This is a genomic window from Streptococcus sanguinis (genome assembly GCF_008329445.1).
In the GTDB taxonomy this organism is placed as follows: Bacteria; Bacillota; Bacilli; order Lactobacillales; family Streptococcaceae; genus Streptococcus; species Streptococcus sanguinis_O.
In genome coordinates this window covers 22,239-38,455 of sequence record NZ_VIBR01000004.1, presented here as the reverse complement: position 1 = coordinate 38,455, position 16,217 = coordinate 22,239, and the positions used below count along the sequence as shown (strand labels likewise).

Below are 16,217 nucleotides of genomic sequence, written 5' to 3'. Positions count from 1 at the left end.
TAAGGACAGTTGGTTTATAAGACCGTCTGCTCTTTTGGATTTACTTTTTGGTTATTGCTTTTGCAAGCGCATAGGTACAGCCGTTCTTGGCAAAGCGCTCTGTCAGGACTTGACCCTGACTGGCCAGATCTGCGCTGGCCAAGGCAACACTGCCGACTCCGACTGTCTTTTTGACAAATTCTGACTGAGGATAGCGGTCTGCTACAACAGACAGCTCTTCCTTGCTAAAGGTCTCAAAGGGACAGCCCAATTCCTTGGCCAAGGCCAGAATAGCTGCTTCATCCTTCTTGACATCAATGCTGACGATTTTAGAAATCTCACTGGCAGAAATCCCCTGCTGCTGACAAAATTCCTCAAAGCCTTCTCGGAAGACAGCAGCAGCCACATCCTTTCTCGCTCCAACTCCTAAGATATAGGGTTGAGGATAGATGAGAGCCAGATTTTCTCTTTGAATGTCCTTTTTTTCAGTAGTTATTAGAATCAGCGGTTCCGTTCCCTTGAGAACAGCCGCAAGTCCTTCCTCATCCACCAGAGTCAGACCGCGAAGGTCCGTAACCCAGTCCTTTTCCTGATAGAAATAGACGGTTCGGCCGCTGCCTAGATAGCTGTTGAAAGGTTTGATGAACTCTCTCAATTCCGGCCGCCAGCCATTGACCGACTGTGCCAGATTGTCCAGAGCTGTTACATTCTGCACATCTGTCGCTGTTGTGATAACGGGATTTGAACCGAGCAATTCTGCGATGTCTAGCGTCACTTGATTGGCTCCGCCTAGATGTCCGCTCAGCAGGCTGATGACATTCGTCGCTTTCTCATCCATGACCACTACTGCTGGATCGCTCGCCTTGTCTTTCAAGACTGGAGCAATAGCTCGCACAACTGCCCCGATAGCCATGATACAAATGAGTACATCCACTTCCTGAAAGAGCTGACCAAGCGCCTCAACCACTCGTCCTTCGATAGCAATGACCCTGTCATCTGCCAATCGAGGTGTCGTATAGATAGGGATTTCCTTGCCTAGCTTTTCTCGCAGAGTCAGAGCCAAGTCCTTGCCGACCGCTGTCACTGTTGCGATTGCGTAGCGGGCTTGAGAATTACTTGGCATGGCTGCTCTTCCCCCGTCTGAACTCATGCTGGAAATCTGCATGATAGAGCTTGGAATAGTAGAATTCCTGACCTAAAAAGTCCCCGACTAAAATCAAAGCTGTTTTTCTAATCTTAGCTTCCTTGACTTTCTCAGCAATGTTAGTCAAATCGCCAAAGACCTTCTTCTCATCCGGCCAAGTAGCCTTGTAAATGACAGCCACAGGCGTTTCTGGAGGATAGCCACCCTCAATCAGCTCGCTGACCACCTTCTCAATCCCTTGAACTGACAAGAAAATGGCCATAGAGGTCCGGTGCTGTGCATAGCTTTTCAGGGATTCCCGATCTGGCACAGGCGTCCGGCCGGCCATCCGAGTGATGATGAGGCTTTGAGAAACCTCTGGCACGGTATACTCTGCCCCGATACTGGAAGCAGCTCCCAGAAAAGAGCTGACACCCGGCGTACAGTCAAACTCTATATCCCGCTTCTTCATCTCTTCGATCTGCTCTCGAATGGAGCCGTAGATGGAGAAATCTCCCGTCTGCAGGCGGACTACATCTTTACCAGCCTTGACTCCAGCTTCCATGACATCGATGATTTCCATCAAGTGCATACTGGCGCTGTCGTGAATCTCAGCTCCTTCCTTACAGTAGTTCAGCAAGTCTGGATTGACCAAGGAGCCTGCGTAAATGACCACATCAGCCTCAGACAGCTGCTTGTAACCTTTGAGCGTAATCAGCTCCACATCACCTGGGCCTGCTCCAACAAAATGTACTTTGGACATCAATTAGCCTCTCTTTCTTTTTTCTTACAGGAAACGATAATGGTCGGATTCTGAGGCTTAAAGTAGTGCCCCTTACCTATAGCTGTCCAGCGACTAGCCTGAACTGATACAATCTCTAAATCCTCCCAGTCCATCTGCTCCGCTATTTGAGCTGCTTCCAGAGCATTCTCCAGCAGGATAAAGTTCAAGACCAACCGACCGCCCGGCTCCATGAGCTGGGCACACCAGTCGAAAATCTCCTGCATGTTGCCCCCTGTCCCTCCGACAAAAATGGCATCAAAGCTGCCTTCCAGCTCAATCGGAGCCAGTCCTTGATGGAGACGGACATTGTGGCATCCAAAGTGCTGGATATTCTCCTGCGTCAAGGCCACCGCGTCTTCATTGCGCTCAACCGCCACCACTTCCAGTTCTGGATAGGTTCGGGCTGCCTGAATCGTGACACTGCCAGTGCCAGAACCGACATCCAGCATACGCTTGGCTCGATGCAGCTCCAACTTATCCAAACTGATGGCTCTGACTTCTTCCTTAGTCATAGGGACTTTAGCCCTGATAAATTCCGAATCCCTCATCTAACACCACCACTACATTCATTTCATATTCTCTGTCTTCTACCTCACTCGCAGGCAGAATGGTAATACGCTCGTCTTCATAACTCAGCTGCTCACCGATGACCAGCACCTTATCCAAACCTCTTTTAACGGCCTCTTGAGCAATTTCGTAGGGGCCAACTTTCTGATCCGTCACCATAAAGACTTTTGACAAACTCATAATCAAGTCAAAGTTAGGCACCTTAGCATGACTGCTCGTCAGATAAGCGTCGTTCATAGGCAGGGCAATTCTGCTGGCCAGATACTGCATGGCGCTGATACCCGGCGAGATGACCACGCGCCCCTTGAACTTCTCTGACAGCCATTTGCCCAAACCGTAAATCAGAGGGTCGCCTGAGGCCAGATATAAAATTTCCTCATTCTCACCAAAGCTCTCCAGCAATTCTGCTAACGCAGCTAATTTTTTGGGAGGGACCAAACCCTTATCCCGATAAGCAGGTGGTAAAATTTCCAGATGCCGCTCGCTGCCCAAAATGCGGTCAGCCTTTTCAAAGTAGGCTTCCTGTCTCAGAAGACCATAGCTCGGATCTCCCGGACCAATTCCGATAACATAAATCATGTCCATTCCTCCTTTATCTGCTCTAAAGGCTGAGTTGATGCCAGATAGCCTTCCTCAGTCCCAAAGACGACCACTTCAATATTGACTTTTGGCTTACGGTAGCGAAGCAGACGCTCACTTCTAGCCTTAATCTTATCCGCCAATACCTGATAGACACCCTCATAAGAAAATTCTTTAATGGCTGTTCCAGCTGCCTCGGTCGTCAAGCACTTGTCAACCTTTTCCAGCAGCTCAATAGGCGCCCCCATCAGGGCTAGATTAGCCACCAGCGTTTCCATACGGGCATCCGAGTCCTTACTATGAGTAGAGAAAATACCAGCCGCCACTTTGACAAACTTGCCCATGTGACCGATCATCAAAACCTTGGTAAAGCCGATTCGCTGGACTTCTTTTAGGACATGGCCGACAAAGTTACTCATATTGACGATGCGCCCAGCTGGAATCCCCACAGTATTAGTCGCAAAATCTTCACCGTAATTCCCCGGCACCAAGACGACTGAGCGATGCCCTTGATTGTAGAGCATGGTTAACTCGATCGTGATGGATGCCTTCCAGCTATCCTCGGACATTGGATTAACAATCCCTGTCGTTCCCAAGATTGAAATGCCACCGACAATGCCTAATCTGGAATTGTAGGTAAGCTTGGCCGTTTCTTCTCCTCCGGGAACGGAAATGATGACCCGTGCTCCACAATTGGGGCCGATAATCTCACGGACATGCTGCTCAATCATCCGTCTAGGAGTTGGATTGATGGCTGCCATGCCGACATCACAGGCCAGCCCCTTCTCGGTCACGCGCCCGACGCCCTGACCACCGTCAATCTCGATTTCCTTCTGATCTGGCAGAAGAGTCACGGTCGAATAAATCAAGAGTCCGTGCGTCGCATCCGCATCATCGCCGCCATCTTTTTCAATGGCCGCAGTCGCCTCTTCTGGTCCAAAGGAAGGATTGTGAACATCCATGGTCACTTCCACACCTGAAGCCGTATGAACAGTGACCTTTTCTTCTCTTTCCTGATTTAAAATCATACTCAATGCTGCAACAGTCGCTGCCGTTGCACAAGTACCAGTTGTAAAACCTTTTCTTAATTTCTTTCCATTGACATAAGCGTATTCATCCATCATTAGCCCTCTCCTTTCTCCGGAGCCTGCTTTTTATCTGAAACACTGTAACGCTCATAGTCCGTAGTGTCGAGCTTGAGCTGGTAGAGAATGGCATTGACCACAGCTGCTGCAATGGTACTGCCGCCCTTTTGACCCAGTGCCGCAATAGAAGGCACAGAACTTTCATGCAGTTTGAGCTTGGATTCTGCCGCTCCGACAAAGCCAACTGGAACTCCGACAACTGCATCCGGCTGCAAGCTTCCTTCTTCGACCATATCCAAAACCTTGAAGATAGACGTTGGAGCATTCCCGAAGACAAAAAGTTTTGGACCATCCACTTTAGCTGCATATTCTACAGCTGCCATGGAGCGAGTAATTCCTTTTTCCTTAGCTTCCTTAAAGATTGCTGGCTCATTGACCAGACAGCGATAGGAAACACCTAGATCATCCAGCAATTTCTTATTAAAACCGCCCAAGACCATGGTTGTATCCGTAAAAATGGTGCCCTTGTTTCGGAGGACGTAGAGGATTTTCTCAATAACCTGATTGGAAAACTTGATATTGTAGAGGTAGTCAAAGTCTGCACTGGTAAAGACAACCCGCTTGAGCACTGCCTCTTCAAAAGGATCCGAAAATTGAATATCTGGATGCTCTTGGTCAATAATTTCCTGAATCTTGCTGAAACTAGCTTCTTCAATCTTATGCGCTGCTTTTAGATAGGACATCTAGTTCTTTCCTCCTTCTTTACTGGATGGTGTAGAGTAGCGGACATAGTCGTCCGTCACCACTTCTCTCAGCTGATAGATAATGGCATTGATAATGGCTACTACAATCGTGCTGCCGCCTTTTCTGCCGAGATTGACAAGGGCAGGAAGACCTGACTGAAGCAGTTCTTCTTTTGACTCTTCGACATTGATAAAGCCGACTGGAACCCCAATCACTGCATCCGCTTCTACCAATCCCTGCTCTGCCAGCTCAATCAGGTAAGATAAAGCCGTAGGAGCACCACCGAAAGCAAACACTTTAGGTCCTTCAATCTTGGCTGCTATCTCAACAGCCGCCATAGCTCTGGTAATCTGCTTTTCCTTGGCAAGCGCAACCACTTCTTCATCGCTAATCAAACAGCGATAGCTCACACCCAGCTGGTCAAGCACGCGCTTGTTAATCCCATTGAGAGAGATATTGGAGTCCAGCAGGATGGTACCCTTAGCTCTGATTACTTCTTCTATTTTTTTAAGGACATCATGCTCAAAGCGCATGGTATAGAGATAATCAAAATCTCCCGTCGTATGGATTGCCCTCTTGATGATGGATTCTTCCATTTCCGAATGGAAGACATAATCAGGGTCTTTTTCAGTAATCATAGACTGAATAATTTGAAAGCTCTTTTCCTCAATAGAGGAAGGGTTTTGGATATATGTCATAGTATACTCCTAGAAATATGCTTGCTTTACTAAATAAAAAAGAGTGAACAAGATTAAACCTGTCATGGTGCTTGTATAAAGCAGAGAGATAGCTGTCTGAATATCATCAGCCGCAACCGGCCTGGAAGCCTCTCCAATGGTCGGCTTCTCAATCAGCTCTCCGTGATAGACATGCGGTCCGCCCAGCTGAATGCCCAGAGCTCCAGCTACAACTGCCTCCGAAAAAGCACTGTTGGGACTGGCATGCTGGTAGCGATCCCGCCAGCCAATTCGCAACGCCCCCTTGAAATCTAGCAGTAAAATCTGACTGCTGAGAATCAAGAAAAGCCAAGTCAAACGCGCAGGAATCAGATTGGCCAGATCATCCATCTTGGCAGATATCAAGCCGATTTTGCGGTATTTCTCCGTCTTATAGCCCACCATGGAGTCTAAGGTGTTAATGGCCTTATAGGTCATAGCTAGAATGGGGCCGCCCAGAAAGAGGCAGAGCAGAGGGCCGATAACCCCGTCACTGGTATTTTCAGCCACCGTCTCAATTGTCGCCTTGCTGATTTCCTCTGGTGTCAGCTGGGAAGTTTCACGGCCGACAATCATACCAACTTGCTTTCTAGCTTCTTCCAAAGTGCCAAACTTGAGTGTATGGTAAACCTTTTGGGCCTCAAAAGCCAGACTTTTAGCCGCCAGACTGGCATAGGCCAGATAAATCCAGACGAACCAGTAGAGAACGGGATGAGCCAGACCAGCCAACCAAAGCAGCCCGCAGCTCACTCCCAGCGCCAGTCCAACTGTTGTCAGCCAGAGGAAAAAGCCAAATAGATAGGGCGAAAACTGCCTTTTCTCCTGCAAGCGCATACACAGATAAATATAGGAACCCATCCACTTGACTGGATGAGGCCAGCTATAGGGGTCCCCAATAAGCCAGTCCAGCAAGACGGCCAAAAAAATTGCAACGAGTGTCATATCAGTCCGCCTCTTTGATATAATTCAGCCAGTTGGCCAGCAGCTGCTCGTCCTGATAAAAATGAACATGCAGGTAGCTAGCAAAGGTCCGGTTCTTTTGATAACCGCCTGTCCAGGCAGCTACGACCTGACCGTCTCTAACCTTCTCTAGCTTGAGGACCGTATCTTCCTCCGTCTCAAAGACTGAATGATGAAACTCATGTCCCCTGACCGCCGTACCTTTAGGACCAAAAAGACTGTCTACCTGCGTTTCTGCTTGGCAGTAGCCAAAGCTTTTCAGGCCGGGAGTCATCAGGCTCTTGCCCTTGAAAATGCCAACCATTTCATAGACCTGACCCTCTACTTCCAGCAACTCTCCCAGATACATGAGTCCGCCACATTCTGCGTAGATTGGCCGGCCCTGCTCGTGAGCTTTCTTAACCGAAGCCCGAAAGGCAGCATTTGCCATCAGCTCCTGAGCGTAGACTTCTGGAAAACCGCCGCCAAAATAATAAGCATATGCAGCTGGCAGTTCCTTATCTTTCAGAGGGCTGAAAGGCACCAGCTGGACATTGAGCTCTCTTAGAAAGTCCAGATTGTCTTCGTAGTAAAAGTGGAAAGCATCATCCAAAGCATAAGCCAAAGTCAAGGGCTGGTCATTGCTGATACGAAAAGGATTTGTCATCCGCTTATCGGGAAGTTCTGCCTTTTCCAGCAGTCTGTCTAGGTTAATATGTTTGGCTGTTGCTGCTCCCAAGTCCTCAAATCGACGGTCCAAATCATCCATTTCTACGTCAGGGATTAGACCCAGATGGCGCGATGGCAGCTCTGCAGTTGCATTCTTAGGCAGATAACCCAGCACTTCGACATCCGTGTAACGCTCAATGGCGCCCTTGATAAGTTCAAAGTGAGTCTGTGAAGCCACCCGATTGATAATGACCCCAGCAATATCCAAATCGGGATCAAAAGTCGCAAAACCATGGACCATAGCAGCCGCTGAGGTGGATGTCGCTTTCCCATCGATAATCAAGACAACCGGAATGCCCAGCTTCTTAGCAACAGAAGCAGAAGACGCACAGTCCTTGTCTGTTCCCAGACCATCAAAGAGCCCCATGACTCCTTCGACCACTGCCACATCAGCATCTCCATGCCATTTATAGTAGGACCAAGCCAGACTCTGATCGTCCGGTATCATAAAGCTGTCCACATTCCGTGAAGGCCGCTTGGTAATCCGACTATGATAAGCTGTATCAATATAATCAGGTCCTATCTTATAAGGCTGGACCTGATAACCTCTGTCTGCCAGAGCTTTCAAAATCCCTAGGGTAACTGTAGTCTTTCCAACACCGCTGGAAACACCAGCCAGCATAAATTGCTTCATCGCTTTACTCCAGATTCACTGATAAAAAAAAGCACTACAAAAAAGAAGTTTCATTTTTTGTAGCACCGTTGCTCACTTATATGTAGTTCAAACACTCCGTTGTGTTCGTTTTCAGTTCTTATATTAAATTTATTTTAATATAAATGACAAAAGCTGTCAAGTTTTTCCTAGAGCATCTGCGGAGAAAGTCAGTGTTTTAGAGCGTTTTCGCTGAAAACTGAGCAATTTTTACAATTCTGTTAAATTTAAAAAAACATCAGGAAAACGAACATTCCTGATGTTTTATTTGAGTATCAACTTGCATCTTCCTCTACAAATTGACTATTATAGAGGTCCGCATAGAAGCCATTCTGATCCATGAGTTCATCATGGTTGCCCTGCTCGATGATATTTCCATCGCGCATGACCAAGATAAGATCCGCATTACGGATAGTAGACAGGCGGTGGGCAATGACAAAGGAAGTCCGGCCCTCCATGAGTTTGTCCATAGCCTTTTGAATCAGCTCCTCCGTCCGCGTATCGACTGACGAAGTTGCCTCATCCAAGATCAAGAGCGGCGCATCTTTCAACAGAGCACGAGCGATGGTCAACAGCTGCTTCTGACCAACCGATAAGTTGACCGTGTCATCCAGCACTGTATCATAGCCCTGCGGCAGAGTCATGATAAAGTGATGAACACCGACCGCCTTCGCTGCAGCAACAACTGCTTCATCCGTGACATGCTCCTGATTGTAAATCAAGTTCTCTCGGATAGTTCCTTCAAAGAGCCAGGTATCCTGCAAGACCATTGAAAAGGCATCGTGAACCTCAGAGCGTTTCATATCCTTAATATCTATACCATCAATGCTGATACGCCCTTTATTAATTTCATAGAACTTCATGAGCAGATTAACGATGGTCGTCTTACCAGCACCCGTCGGTCCGACAATGGCAATCTTCTGTCCGGCTTTGGCCTGGGCTGAGAAATCATGAATAATCGTCTGGTCTGGCTTGTAACCGAAGAAGACATCTTCAAAGGCAACATCTCCCTTGACAGCAGCAAGCTGCTGCTCTTTATGCTGGTCGTCTTCCATCTCAGGCTCAGCCAGAAATTCAAGGACACGAACCAGTGCTGCACCAGCCTGCTGCAAGACAGTGATTCCTTGGGCAATCTGTGACAAAGGCTGAGAAAAGGTCCGCACATAAACCATAAAGGCGACGATAATTCCGATACTAATAGAGCCATTAATCGCCAGAGCAGCACCGACCAAAATAACCAGCACATAAGCAAAATTCCCCGTAAAGAACATGAGCGGCATCATCATACCAGAGATAAATTGAGACTTCCAAATACTGTTATAGAGATTATGATTGAGAACCGCAAAGCGCTCCTTAGACTGCTCAATGGCATTATAGCTGGTAACAACATTATGACCGGAGTACATCTCCTCTACATAGCCGTTGACAGCCGCCAGATTGTTTTGCTGGGCAGTGAAATAGCCCTGAGACTTACCCATGATGAGACCGACAAAGACAAAGCCTAATACAGTAGCTAAGATGGTTACCAAGGCCAAGATCCAGTTCATGAAGAACATGGTCAAGACCACAGCCACCAAGAGCAGGCTGGCAGAGATAACGTTACCCAGACTCTGGTTGAGGGATTGGCCGACCGTATCAACGTCATTGGTCACGCGCGACAGAGTATCTCCCTGAGAATGACCATCGAAATAGCCCAACGGCAGCTTATTTATCTTCTCTGCAATAGCCGTCCGCAGCCGCTTAGAGAAATACTGGATAACCGTACTGATGATAAAGGACTGGCCATAGTTGAGCAGGGCTCCGACTGCATAGAGCACGGTCAGCAGCAGGGCAATCTGAGACACAGCTTTCAAATCAATACTGGTAGCCAGACCATCAGAAATGAGATTGGTAATTTCTTTTAATTTATTTGGCCCATAGACCGTAATAATGTTTGACAAGACAGCTCCCACAAATGCCAAAGCAAGAGGAAGCTGGAAGCCTTTGAGATAAGGCCGTATCTGGCTAAATAATGAAGGCTTCTTATTTTCCATTTTCTAATTCCTCCTTGGATAGTTGTGAGTAAGCAATTTCTTGATAGACTTCGTTGCTGGCCAAAAGTTCTCGGTGAGTACCTTGACCGACTACCTTACCAGCATCCAAGACCAAGATTTGATCCGCATCCATGATAGTAGAAATCCGCTGCGCCACGATCAGCTTGGTCATATCCTGCGTCCGCTCAGCCAGTTCCTTGCGCAAAATGCGGTCTGTCTTATAGTCTAGGGCTGAGAAGGAATCGTCAAAGATGAGGATTTCTGGCTTACGAGCCAAGGCTCTGGCAATGGCCAAACGCTGACGCTGACCACCAGAGAAGTTGGTCCCGCTTTGAGCCACTTCTGACTTGAGCCCTTTTTCCTTCTCTTGGACAAAGGGCTTAGCCTGCGCTAAATCAAGAGCATCCCACATTTTCTGCTCATCCAGTGGGCTTTCTTTGCTTTGACCGAAGTCCAGATTACTCTCAATATCGCCAGAGAAAAGCACAGCCTTTTGCGGGATGTAGCCGACCTTATTATGCAGATCTTCCAGCTGGTAATCCTGAACATTGACGCCATCTACCAGAATCTCTCCTTCAGTCACATCGTAGAAACGAGGGATGAGATTGACAAGCGTGGATTTCCCTGAACCAGTTGAGCCGATAAAGGCCACGGTATCACCAGCCTGCGCTGTAAAGCTGACATGCTCAATGATCGCTTCTGAATTCTTGGAATAGCGGAAGGACACGTCTCGAAAGACCACCTCTCCCTTGCTATCCGCTGCTGCCTTAGGCTGTTCCGGACTGGTGATAGAAGAATGCAGGTCCAGTACTTCATTAATCCGGCCAGCGGATACAATGGTCCGAGGCAGGACGATGAAGAGGGCACCCATGAGCAAGAATCCAATCACAATCTGCATAGCATAGGACATAAAGACGACCATATCACTGAAGAGTGGGAGACGCTCCTGCAGCCCAGCCTCCTGGATCAAATAAGCACCAATCCAGTAAATAGCCAGTGTCAATCCGCTGGAAATCCCCATCATAACTGGATTCATCATGGCCATCAGACGACCGATGAAAAGATTGAGCCGGGTTACTTCATCATTGGCCGCCGCAAATTTCTCATCCTGATAATCCTCAGCATTGTAAGCCCGGACCACGCGAATCCCAGTCAGACTCTCTCTAGTGACACTGTTTAGCTTATCGACCAAGCGTTGCGCAACTGACTGTTTGGGAAAGGCCAATGTCACCAAAACTACTGTCAGCAGGATATTGACTATAACAGCAATAAGAACTGCTATCAGCCAGTTCTCGGACTTGCCAATAATCTTGGTCATGGCCCAAATCGCCATAATCGGTCCCCTGGTCACCACCTGAAGCCCCATGGTAATTAAAGTCTGTACCTGGGTAATATCATTTGTCGTCCGAGTCAGCAGACTAGGGATTGAAAATTTCTTAATCTCCGTCTGCGAATAGTCTAGCACACGGTTGAAAATATCGCTCCGCAAGCTCTGGGTAAAGCTGGCTGCTATACGAGCGGCAAAAAAGCCAACCACAATAGCTGACAGCAAGCTAGCAAAAGACAGGCCGATCATTTTCAGACCTGGCTCCCACAAATCTGCCAAACCAGTCCCTGGTGTTTGCAGCAACTCTGTAATCGTCGAAATATAGGTTGGAACTTCTAATTCCAGATATACCGTTAGGAAGGTGAAGAGCACACTGAGAACAATCATGCTCACTTCCCTTACCGTCAGCCGTTTAAATAACTTAAACATCTTTCCCTCCATTTTCTAAACTTTCGATATTCTGATAAAACTTGGCCATGACTTGAGAAAAAATCAGCAGTTCCTGCTCAGAAACACCATTCAAAATAGAACGGTTCATTTCATCAAAAAAGTCACGGATTTTCTTCATTCTTTCCTGCGACTGCGGAGTGAGACGGATATATTTAGCCCGCTTGTCTGTCTTGCCCATTTCCAGCTTGATAAAGCCATTCTTCTCCATCCTTTTCATTAAGTTAGAGGCCACTGATTTGGAAATATCCAACTCCTGCTCAATATCCTTGATAAGGGTATCCTTCCCCTCTTCCATACGACAGGCGACAATATGCAAGACCTGCCCCTGAGGCCCAGCCATGGACTCAATCCCTTGCTCCTTGGCAAGCTTTTCCGCTATGAGATGAATCTTTCGTCCAAAACGCTTCAATTCCAGTAAAGGCTTATCCATACCTGTATCCTTTGTAAAAATAGTTTTCGTGAGAACTATTTTAACACAAGAAAAAAGAAAGTCAAGAAAAAAGTTTCCATGAGAACTATTTTTTCAACAAGAAAAAAAGCGAAGAAAATTTCTTCACCCTTCCTTTCAAACTGACAAACAGCCTAAAAATTGATTGGTCCCGCATTAAAATTTTGAAGAAGAAGCGAGGAATAGAGCCCCTCCAATGATAAGGAGAATGCCTGCAATCCAGCCTATAAATGGAATGGGCGCGATGTTGCTGCTTCCGACGATAAGGAGGACGCCCGCTGCGACACTGAAACGCATTTGACCTTTGTAATAAGCTAAGGAAGTAATTCCCAAGCCCAGAGCTGCCAATTTAATCACCGCTCCCAGTAAATTCAGGCCAGAATCACCTAGTAGGGCTGAAAAAGGAACAAAAAAGATATTCGAGAGCAGCAAAATAGTCCCTCCAATCAAACCAACCAGACCGCTTATCAGTGCTAAAGTTTTTGTTTTCATTTACATCTTGCCTCCTTCAATATTATTCTGCTAATTATCTCTAATTTTAGACATTTTTTGCAATTTTGTCAATTTTTTCTAAATGATAATCCCTTCCAAATGATCCAATTCATGCTGGCAGATTTGGGCAGGCAGGCCTTTCAAGGTCATGGTCTGCTGCTGCCAATGTTTATCCAGATAATCGACTGTGATTTCCTGATAACGTTGAGTGGGACGGCTTCCAACCAAGGACAGGCAGCCCTCTTCTGTCTTATAAGGGCCTGACTTAGAGAGCAGCACCGGATTAAACATGACTACCGGCACCAAGCCATATAGAAAGATAATGACCCGCTTACGGACACCAATCATATTTGCTGCGAGCCCTATACAGTTTTCTCGATTGGCCTGCAGAGTATCCTGCAAGTCTTGAGCCAGATAAAGGTCTTCTCTGCTAGCCCGCTCAGACAGCTGCTGCAGAAAGAAAATATCTTTGACAATTGCTTTTTCCATTGCTTTCCCTCATAGAGAAGAGCCTGATAAATCAGACCCTATAAGCTTATTTTGCGTGGCGTTCACTAACTTCTTTAGCCAGTACAAAGTTGCCCAGCGTTGCGGAGCCATTTCCAGCCACAGCCGGTGTCACGATATAGTCACGAACATCAGGAACTGGCAAATAGCCATTCAGAAGAACTGTGAATTTCTCACGAACTCGATCCAGCATGTGCTGCTGAGCCATAACTCCGCCACCAAAGACGATGACATCTGGACGGAAAGTCACTGTCGCCTGAATAGCTGCCTGAGCGATATAGTAAGCTTGAATATCCCAGACAGAACTATTGAGTTTAATATTTTCCCCACGAACTCCGGTCCGCGCCTCTAAGCTTGGTCCAGCCGCCAATCCTTCCAAGCAGCCATTGTGGAAAGGACAAACGCCATTGAACTCTTTTTCCACATCCATAGGGTGCTTAGCTACATAATAATGCCCCATCTCTGGGTGTCCTGTCCCCCCTACAAATTCGCCTCGCTGGATAGCGCCAGCACCGATTCCTGTCCCAATCGTATAATAGACCAGATTTTCAATACGGCCGCCAGCATTGTTACGGGCTACTACTTCACCGTATGCCGAGCTATTGACATCCGTTGTAAAGTAAATGGGCACATTGAGGGCTCGGCGCAGAGCGCCAACAATGTCCACATTAGCCCAGTGCGGCTTAGGAGTAGTCGTGATAAAGCCGTAAGTCTTTGAATTAGGGTCAATATCAATTGGCCCGAAAGATCCAACAGCTAGACCAGCTAGATTGTCGAAACGAGAAAAGAACTCAATCGTCTTGTCTAGCGTTTCAATAGGCGTGGTCGTTGGAAACTGTGTCTTTTCAACAACTTCAAATCGTTCATCGCCTACAGCACAGACAAACTTAGTGCCGCCCGCTTCCAAACTTCCATACAATTTTGTCATTATAAATCCTCTTTTAAAATTTGATTTCTACTCTATTCATTATAGCATATCTCTTGCAGACTATTTGCCAAAAACTTTCCTTATGACACTCTTATAGATAGACTTACGTTATTAGAAAAAACGAACAAATCAACTTTTGTTCGTTTTCTAAATTCCATTAGGCTTTCACTTCGATAATTGCGTCGCCTTTAGCAAGTGCTCCTTTTGCTACTGGAGTCACAGAAGCGTAGTCGGCTGTGTTGGTAACGATGACCATAGTCGTATCATCCAGACCAGCAGCTGCAATTTTCTCAGCTTCAAATGTTCCCAGAACATCACCAGCTTTGACCTTGTCGCCTTGAGCAACTTTTTGGTCAAAACCTTCGCCGCCCATAGACACTGTGTCGATTCCGACATGAATCAGAATTTCAGCACCATTAGCTGTCTTCAAACCATAAGCATGGCCAGTCGCGAATGCAATAGTAACTTCTGCATCAGCCGGAGCATAAACCACACCTTGGCTAGGTTTGATAGCAATTCCTTGCCCCATCGCTCCGCTAGAGAAAACAGGATCATCAACATCGCTCAAAGCTACTGCCTGACCAACAATTGGAGAAATAATTGTTTCGTCTTGGAGGGCAGCTGGCACATTACCAGTTGTTTCTTCTTCGACCAGTTTTTCAGTTTCGGCTTTTTCATCTTTTTTATCAAGTGCAACTCTCAAAGCAACGCTAGGAATTGAAGCTTTTGATAAAACATCCGTCATTTTATCTTGCCACTCATCTTTCTCATCTTCAAAACCAAACATATACGTCAAAGCAAATCCAAGCGCAAATGATACAGCTACCATGAAGAGATATTGTAAGAGTTGTCCATTACCGATGTAAAGCATTGTACCTGGGATGATAGTGATACCATTACCAGTACCAGCAAGTCCAAGGAGAGATGCCAAGCCACCACCAATTGCACCAGCAATCAATGAAAGGAAGAAGGGTTTGCGGTAACGCAAGTTAACCCCGAAGATAGCCGGCTCTGTAATACCAAGAAAGGCAGAAAGAGCAGCTGGGAAAGCAAGAGCTTTTAATTTAGGATTTTTCGTTTTGAACGCAACGGCTACAGTAGCTGCACCTTGGGCTGTCATGGCAGCAGTGATAATCGCATTAAATGGATTCACCTTATCAGTAGCGAGTAACTGAATTTCAAGCAAGTTGAAGATATGGTGAACACCTGATACGACAATCAATTGGTGAACTCCACCAATCACCAAACCACCTAAACCAAACGGTAAAGCAAGGATTGCTTTTGTTCCAAACAAAATGTAGTTTTCAACAACGTGGAATACTGGTCCTATGATGAAAAGTCCAAGGATAGACATTACAAAAAGTGTAACGAATGGAGTCACCAAGAGATCCAAGACATCTGGCACAACCTTGCGGAGAGCTTTTTCAAACTTAGCTCCAACAACCCCGATAATGAAGGCTGGAAGAACGGAACCTTGCAAACCAACAACCGGGATGAAGCCAAAGAATTTCATAGCAGTCACTTCACCACCAGATGCTACTGCCCAAGCATTTGGAAGCGAGCCAGATACCAGCATCATCCCAAGGACGATACCAACAGCTGGATTTCCACCAAATACGCGGAAGGTTGACCAAACAACCAAGCCTGGTAAGATGATGAAGGCTGTATCCGTAAGGATTTCTGTATAGGTCTTCACATCATCTGGAAGCGTCATTCCAAGAGCGTTCAAGAGTCCACGCACACCCATGAAGAGACCTGTCGCTACGATAACTGGGATGATTGGCACAAATACGTCACCAAATGTACGGATGGCACGTTGGAACCAATTCCCTTGCTTAGCAGCTTCTGCTTTCATGTCATCTTTTGATGAAGTTGGCAATCCTAAGGCTACAACTTCATCATAGATTTTATTAACCGTACCGGTACCAAAGATAATCTGGTACTGGCCTGAGTTAAAGAAGGCACCCTGAACTTTTTCCAGATTCTCGACAGTATTTTTGTCGATTTTACCTTCATCTTTAACCATCACGCGTAAGCGAGTCGCACAGTGAGCCACACTGTTAACATTCTCACGTCCGCCAAGGGCTTCAATGACTTTTTTTGCAATGTCAGTATTATTCATTTGCAAAAATCTC

Annotated in this window: 16 protein-coding genes; all 16 read right to left on the bottom strand. The window is 46.6% G+C overall.

The window, feature by feature from the left end; genetic code table 11:
* Window positions 1–40: 40 nt before the first annotated feature.
* Entirely contained in the window at window positions 41–1,102 is a 1,062-nt protein-coding gene (gene cbiG, locus FKX92_RS08975) for a cobalt-precorrin 5A hydrolase (RefSeq protein ID WP_187759416.1), read from the bottom strand.
* Window positions 1,092–1,865, bottom strand: a complete 774-nt coding sequence (locus FKX92_RS08970; protein ID WP_002896463.1) for a cobalt-precorrin-4 methyltransferase — start codon at window positions 1,863–1,865, stop codon at window positions 1,092–1,094. The genes cbiG and FKX92_RS08970 overlap by 11 nt, the downstream gene beginning before the upstream one ends.
* Complete coding sequence (locus tag FKX92_RS08965; RefSeq protein ID WP_002896464.1) at window positions 1,865–2,434, bottom strand: decarboxylating cobalt-precorrin-6B (C(15))-methyltransferase; 570 nt, start codon at window positions 2,432–2,434, stop codon at window positions 1,865–1,867. The genes FKX92_RS08970 and FKX92_RS08965 overlap by 1 nt, the downstream gene beginning before the upstream one ends.
* Complete coding sequence (locus FKX92_RS08960; protein ID WP_002901143.1) at window positions 2,406–3,038, bottom strand: cobalt-precorrin-7 (C(5))-methyltransferase; 633 nt, start codon at window positions 3,036–3,038, stop codon at window positions 2,406–2,408. The genes FKX92_RS08965 and FKX92_RS08960 overlap by 29 nt, the downstream gene beginning before the upstream one ends.
* Entirely contained in the window at window positions 3,029–4,156 is a 1,128-nt protein-coding gene (cbiD, locus tag FKX92_RS08955) for a cobalt-precorrin-5B (C(1))-methyltransferase CbiD (protein ID WP_002901144.1), read from the bottom strand. Before cbiD ends, FKX92_RS08960 begins: the two co-directional genes overlap by 10 nt.
* Window positions 4,156–4,860 (bottom strand): cobalt-precorrin-8 methylmutase, encoded by a 705-nt coding sequence (locus tag FKX92_RS08950; RefSeq protein ID WP_149566118.1) that lies wholly within the window; start codon window positions 4,858–4,860, stop codon window positions 4,156–4,158. The genes cbiD and FKX92_RS08950 overlap by 1 nt, the downstream gene beginning before the upstream one ends.
* On the bottom strand, window positions 4,861–5,559 hold the full coding sequence (locus tag FKX92_RS08945) for a cobalt-precorrin-8 methylmutase (RefSeq protein ID WP_002901147.1): 699 nt from the start codon (window positions 5,557–5,559) through the stop codon (window positions 4,861–4,863).
* Window positions 5,560–5,568: 9 nt separating this feature from the next.
* Complete coding sequence (gene cbiB, locus FKX92_RS08940; protein WP_149566117.1) at window positions 5,569–6,519, bottom strand: adenosylcobinamide-phosphate synthase CbiB; 951 nt, start codon at window positions 6,517–6,519, stop codon at window positions 5,569–5,571.
* Between the two features lies 1 nt (window position 6,520).
* On the bottom strand, window positions 6,521–7,879 hold the full coding sequence (locus tag FKX92_RS08935) for a cobyrinate a,c-diamide synthase (protein WP_149566116.1): 1,359 nt from the start codon (window positions 7,877–7,879) through the stop codon (window positions 6,521–6,523).
* A 293-nt stretch (window positions 7,880–8,172) separates the two neighbouring features.
* Window positions 8,173–9,930, bottom strand: coding sequence for an ABC transporter ATP-binding protein (locus FKX92_RS08930; RefSeq protein ID WP_149566115.1), 1,758 nt, complete (start codon window positions 9,928–9,930; stop codon window positions 8,173–8,175).
* The gene (locus tag FKX92_RS08925; RefSeq protein WP_149566114.1) at window positions 9,920–11,686 is read right to left on the bottom strand and encodes an ABC transporter ATP-binding protein; all 1,767 of its coding nucleotides are present in this window, start codon (window positions 11,684–11,686) and stop codon (window positions 9,920–9,922) included. The genes FKX92_RS08930 and FKX92_RS08925 overlap by 11 nt, the downstream gene beginning before the upstream one ends.
* Complete coding sequence (locus tag FKX92_RS08920) at window positions 11,679–12,137, bottom strand: MarR family winged helix-turn-helix transcriptional regulator (RefSeq protein WP_149566113.1); 459 nt, start codon at window positions 12,135–12,137, stop codon at window positions 11,679–11,681. Before FKX92_RS08920 ends, FKX92_RS08925 begins: the two co-directional genes overlap by 8 nt.
* 174 nt (window positions 12,138–12,311) lie before the next feature.
* Window positions 12,312–12,647: a hypothetical protein gene (locus FKX92_RS08915; RefSeq protein ID WP_002903845.1), complete on the bottom strand. Its 336-nt coding sequence runs from the start codon at window positions 12,645–12,647 to the stop codon at window positions 12,312–12,314.
* A gap of 78 nt (window positions 12,648–12,725) precedes the next feature.
* The gene (locus tag FKX92_RS08910; protein WP_002910562.1) at window positions 12,726–13,136 is read right to left on the bottom strand and encodes a peptide deformylase; all 411 of its coding nucleotides are present in this window, start codon (window positions 13,134–13,136) and stop codon (window positions 12,726–12,728) included.
* Window positions 13,137–13,182: 46 nt separating this feature from the next.
* On the bottom strand, window positions 13,183–14,082 hold the full coding sequence (gene scrK / locus FKX92_RS08905) for a fructokinase ScrK (RefSeq protein WP_002907200.1): 900 nt from the start codon (window positions 14,080–14,082) through the stop codon (window positions 13,183–13,185).
* Between the two features lie 157 nt (window positions 14,083–14,239).
* The gene (locus tag FKX92_RS08900; protein ID WP_149566112.1) at window positions 14,240–16,204 is read right to left on the bottom strand and encodes a sucrose-specific PTS transporter subunit IIBC; all 1,965 of its coding nucleotides are present in this window, start codon (window positions 16,202–16,204) and stop codon (window positions 14,240–14,242) included.
* Window positions 16,205–16,217: the final 13 nt, after the last annotated feature.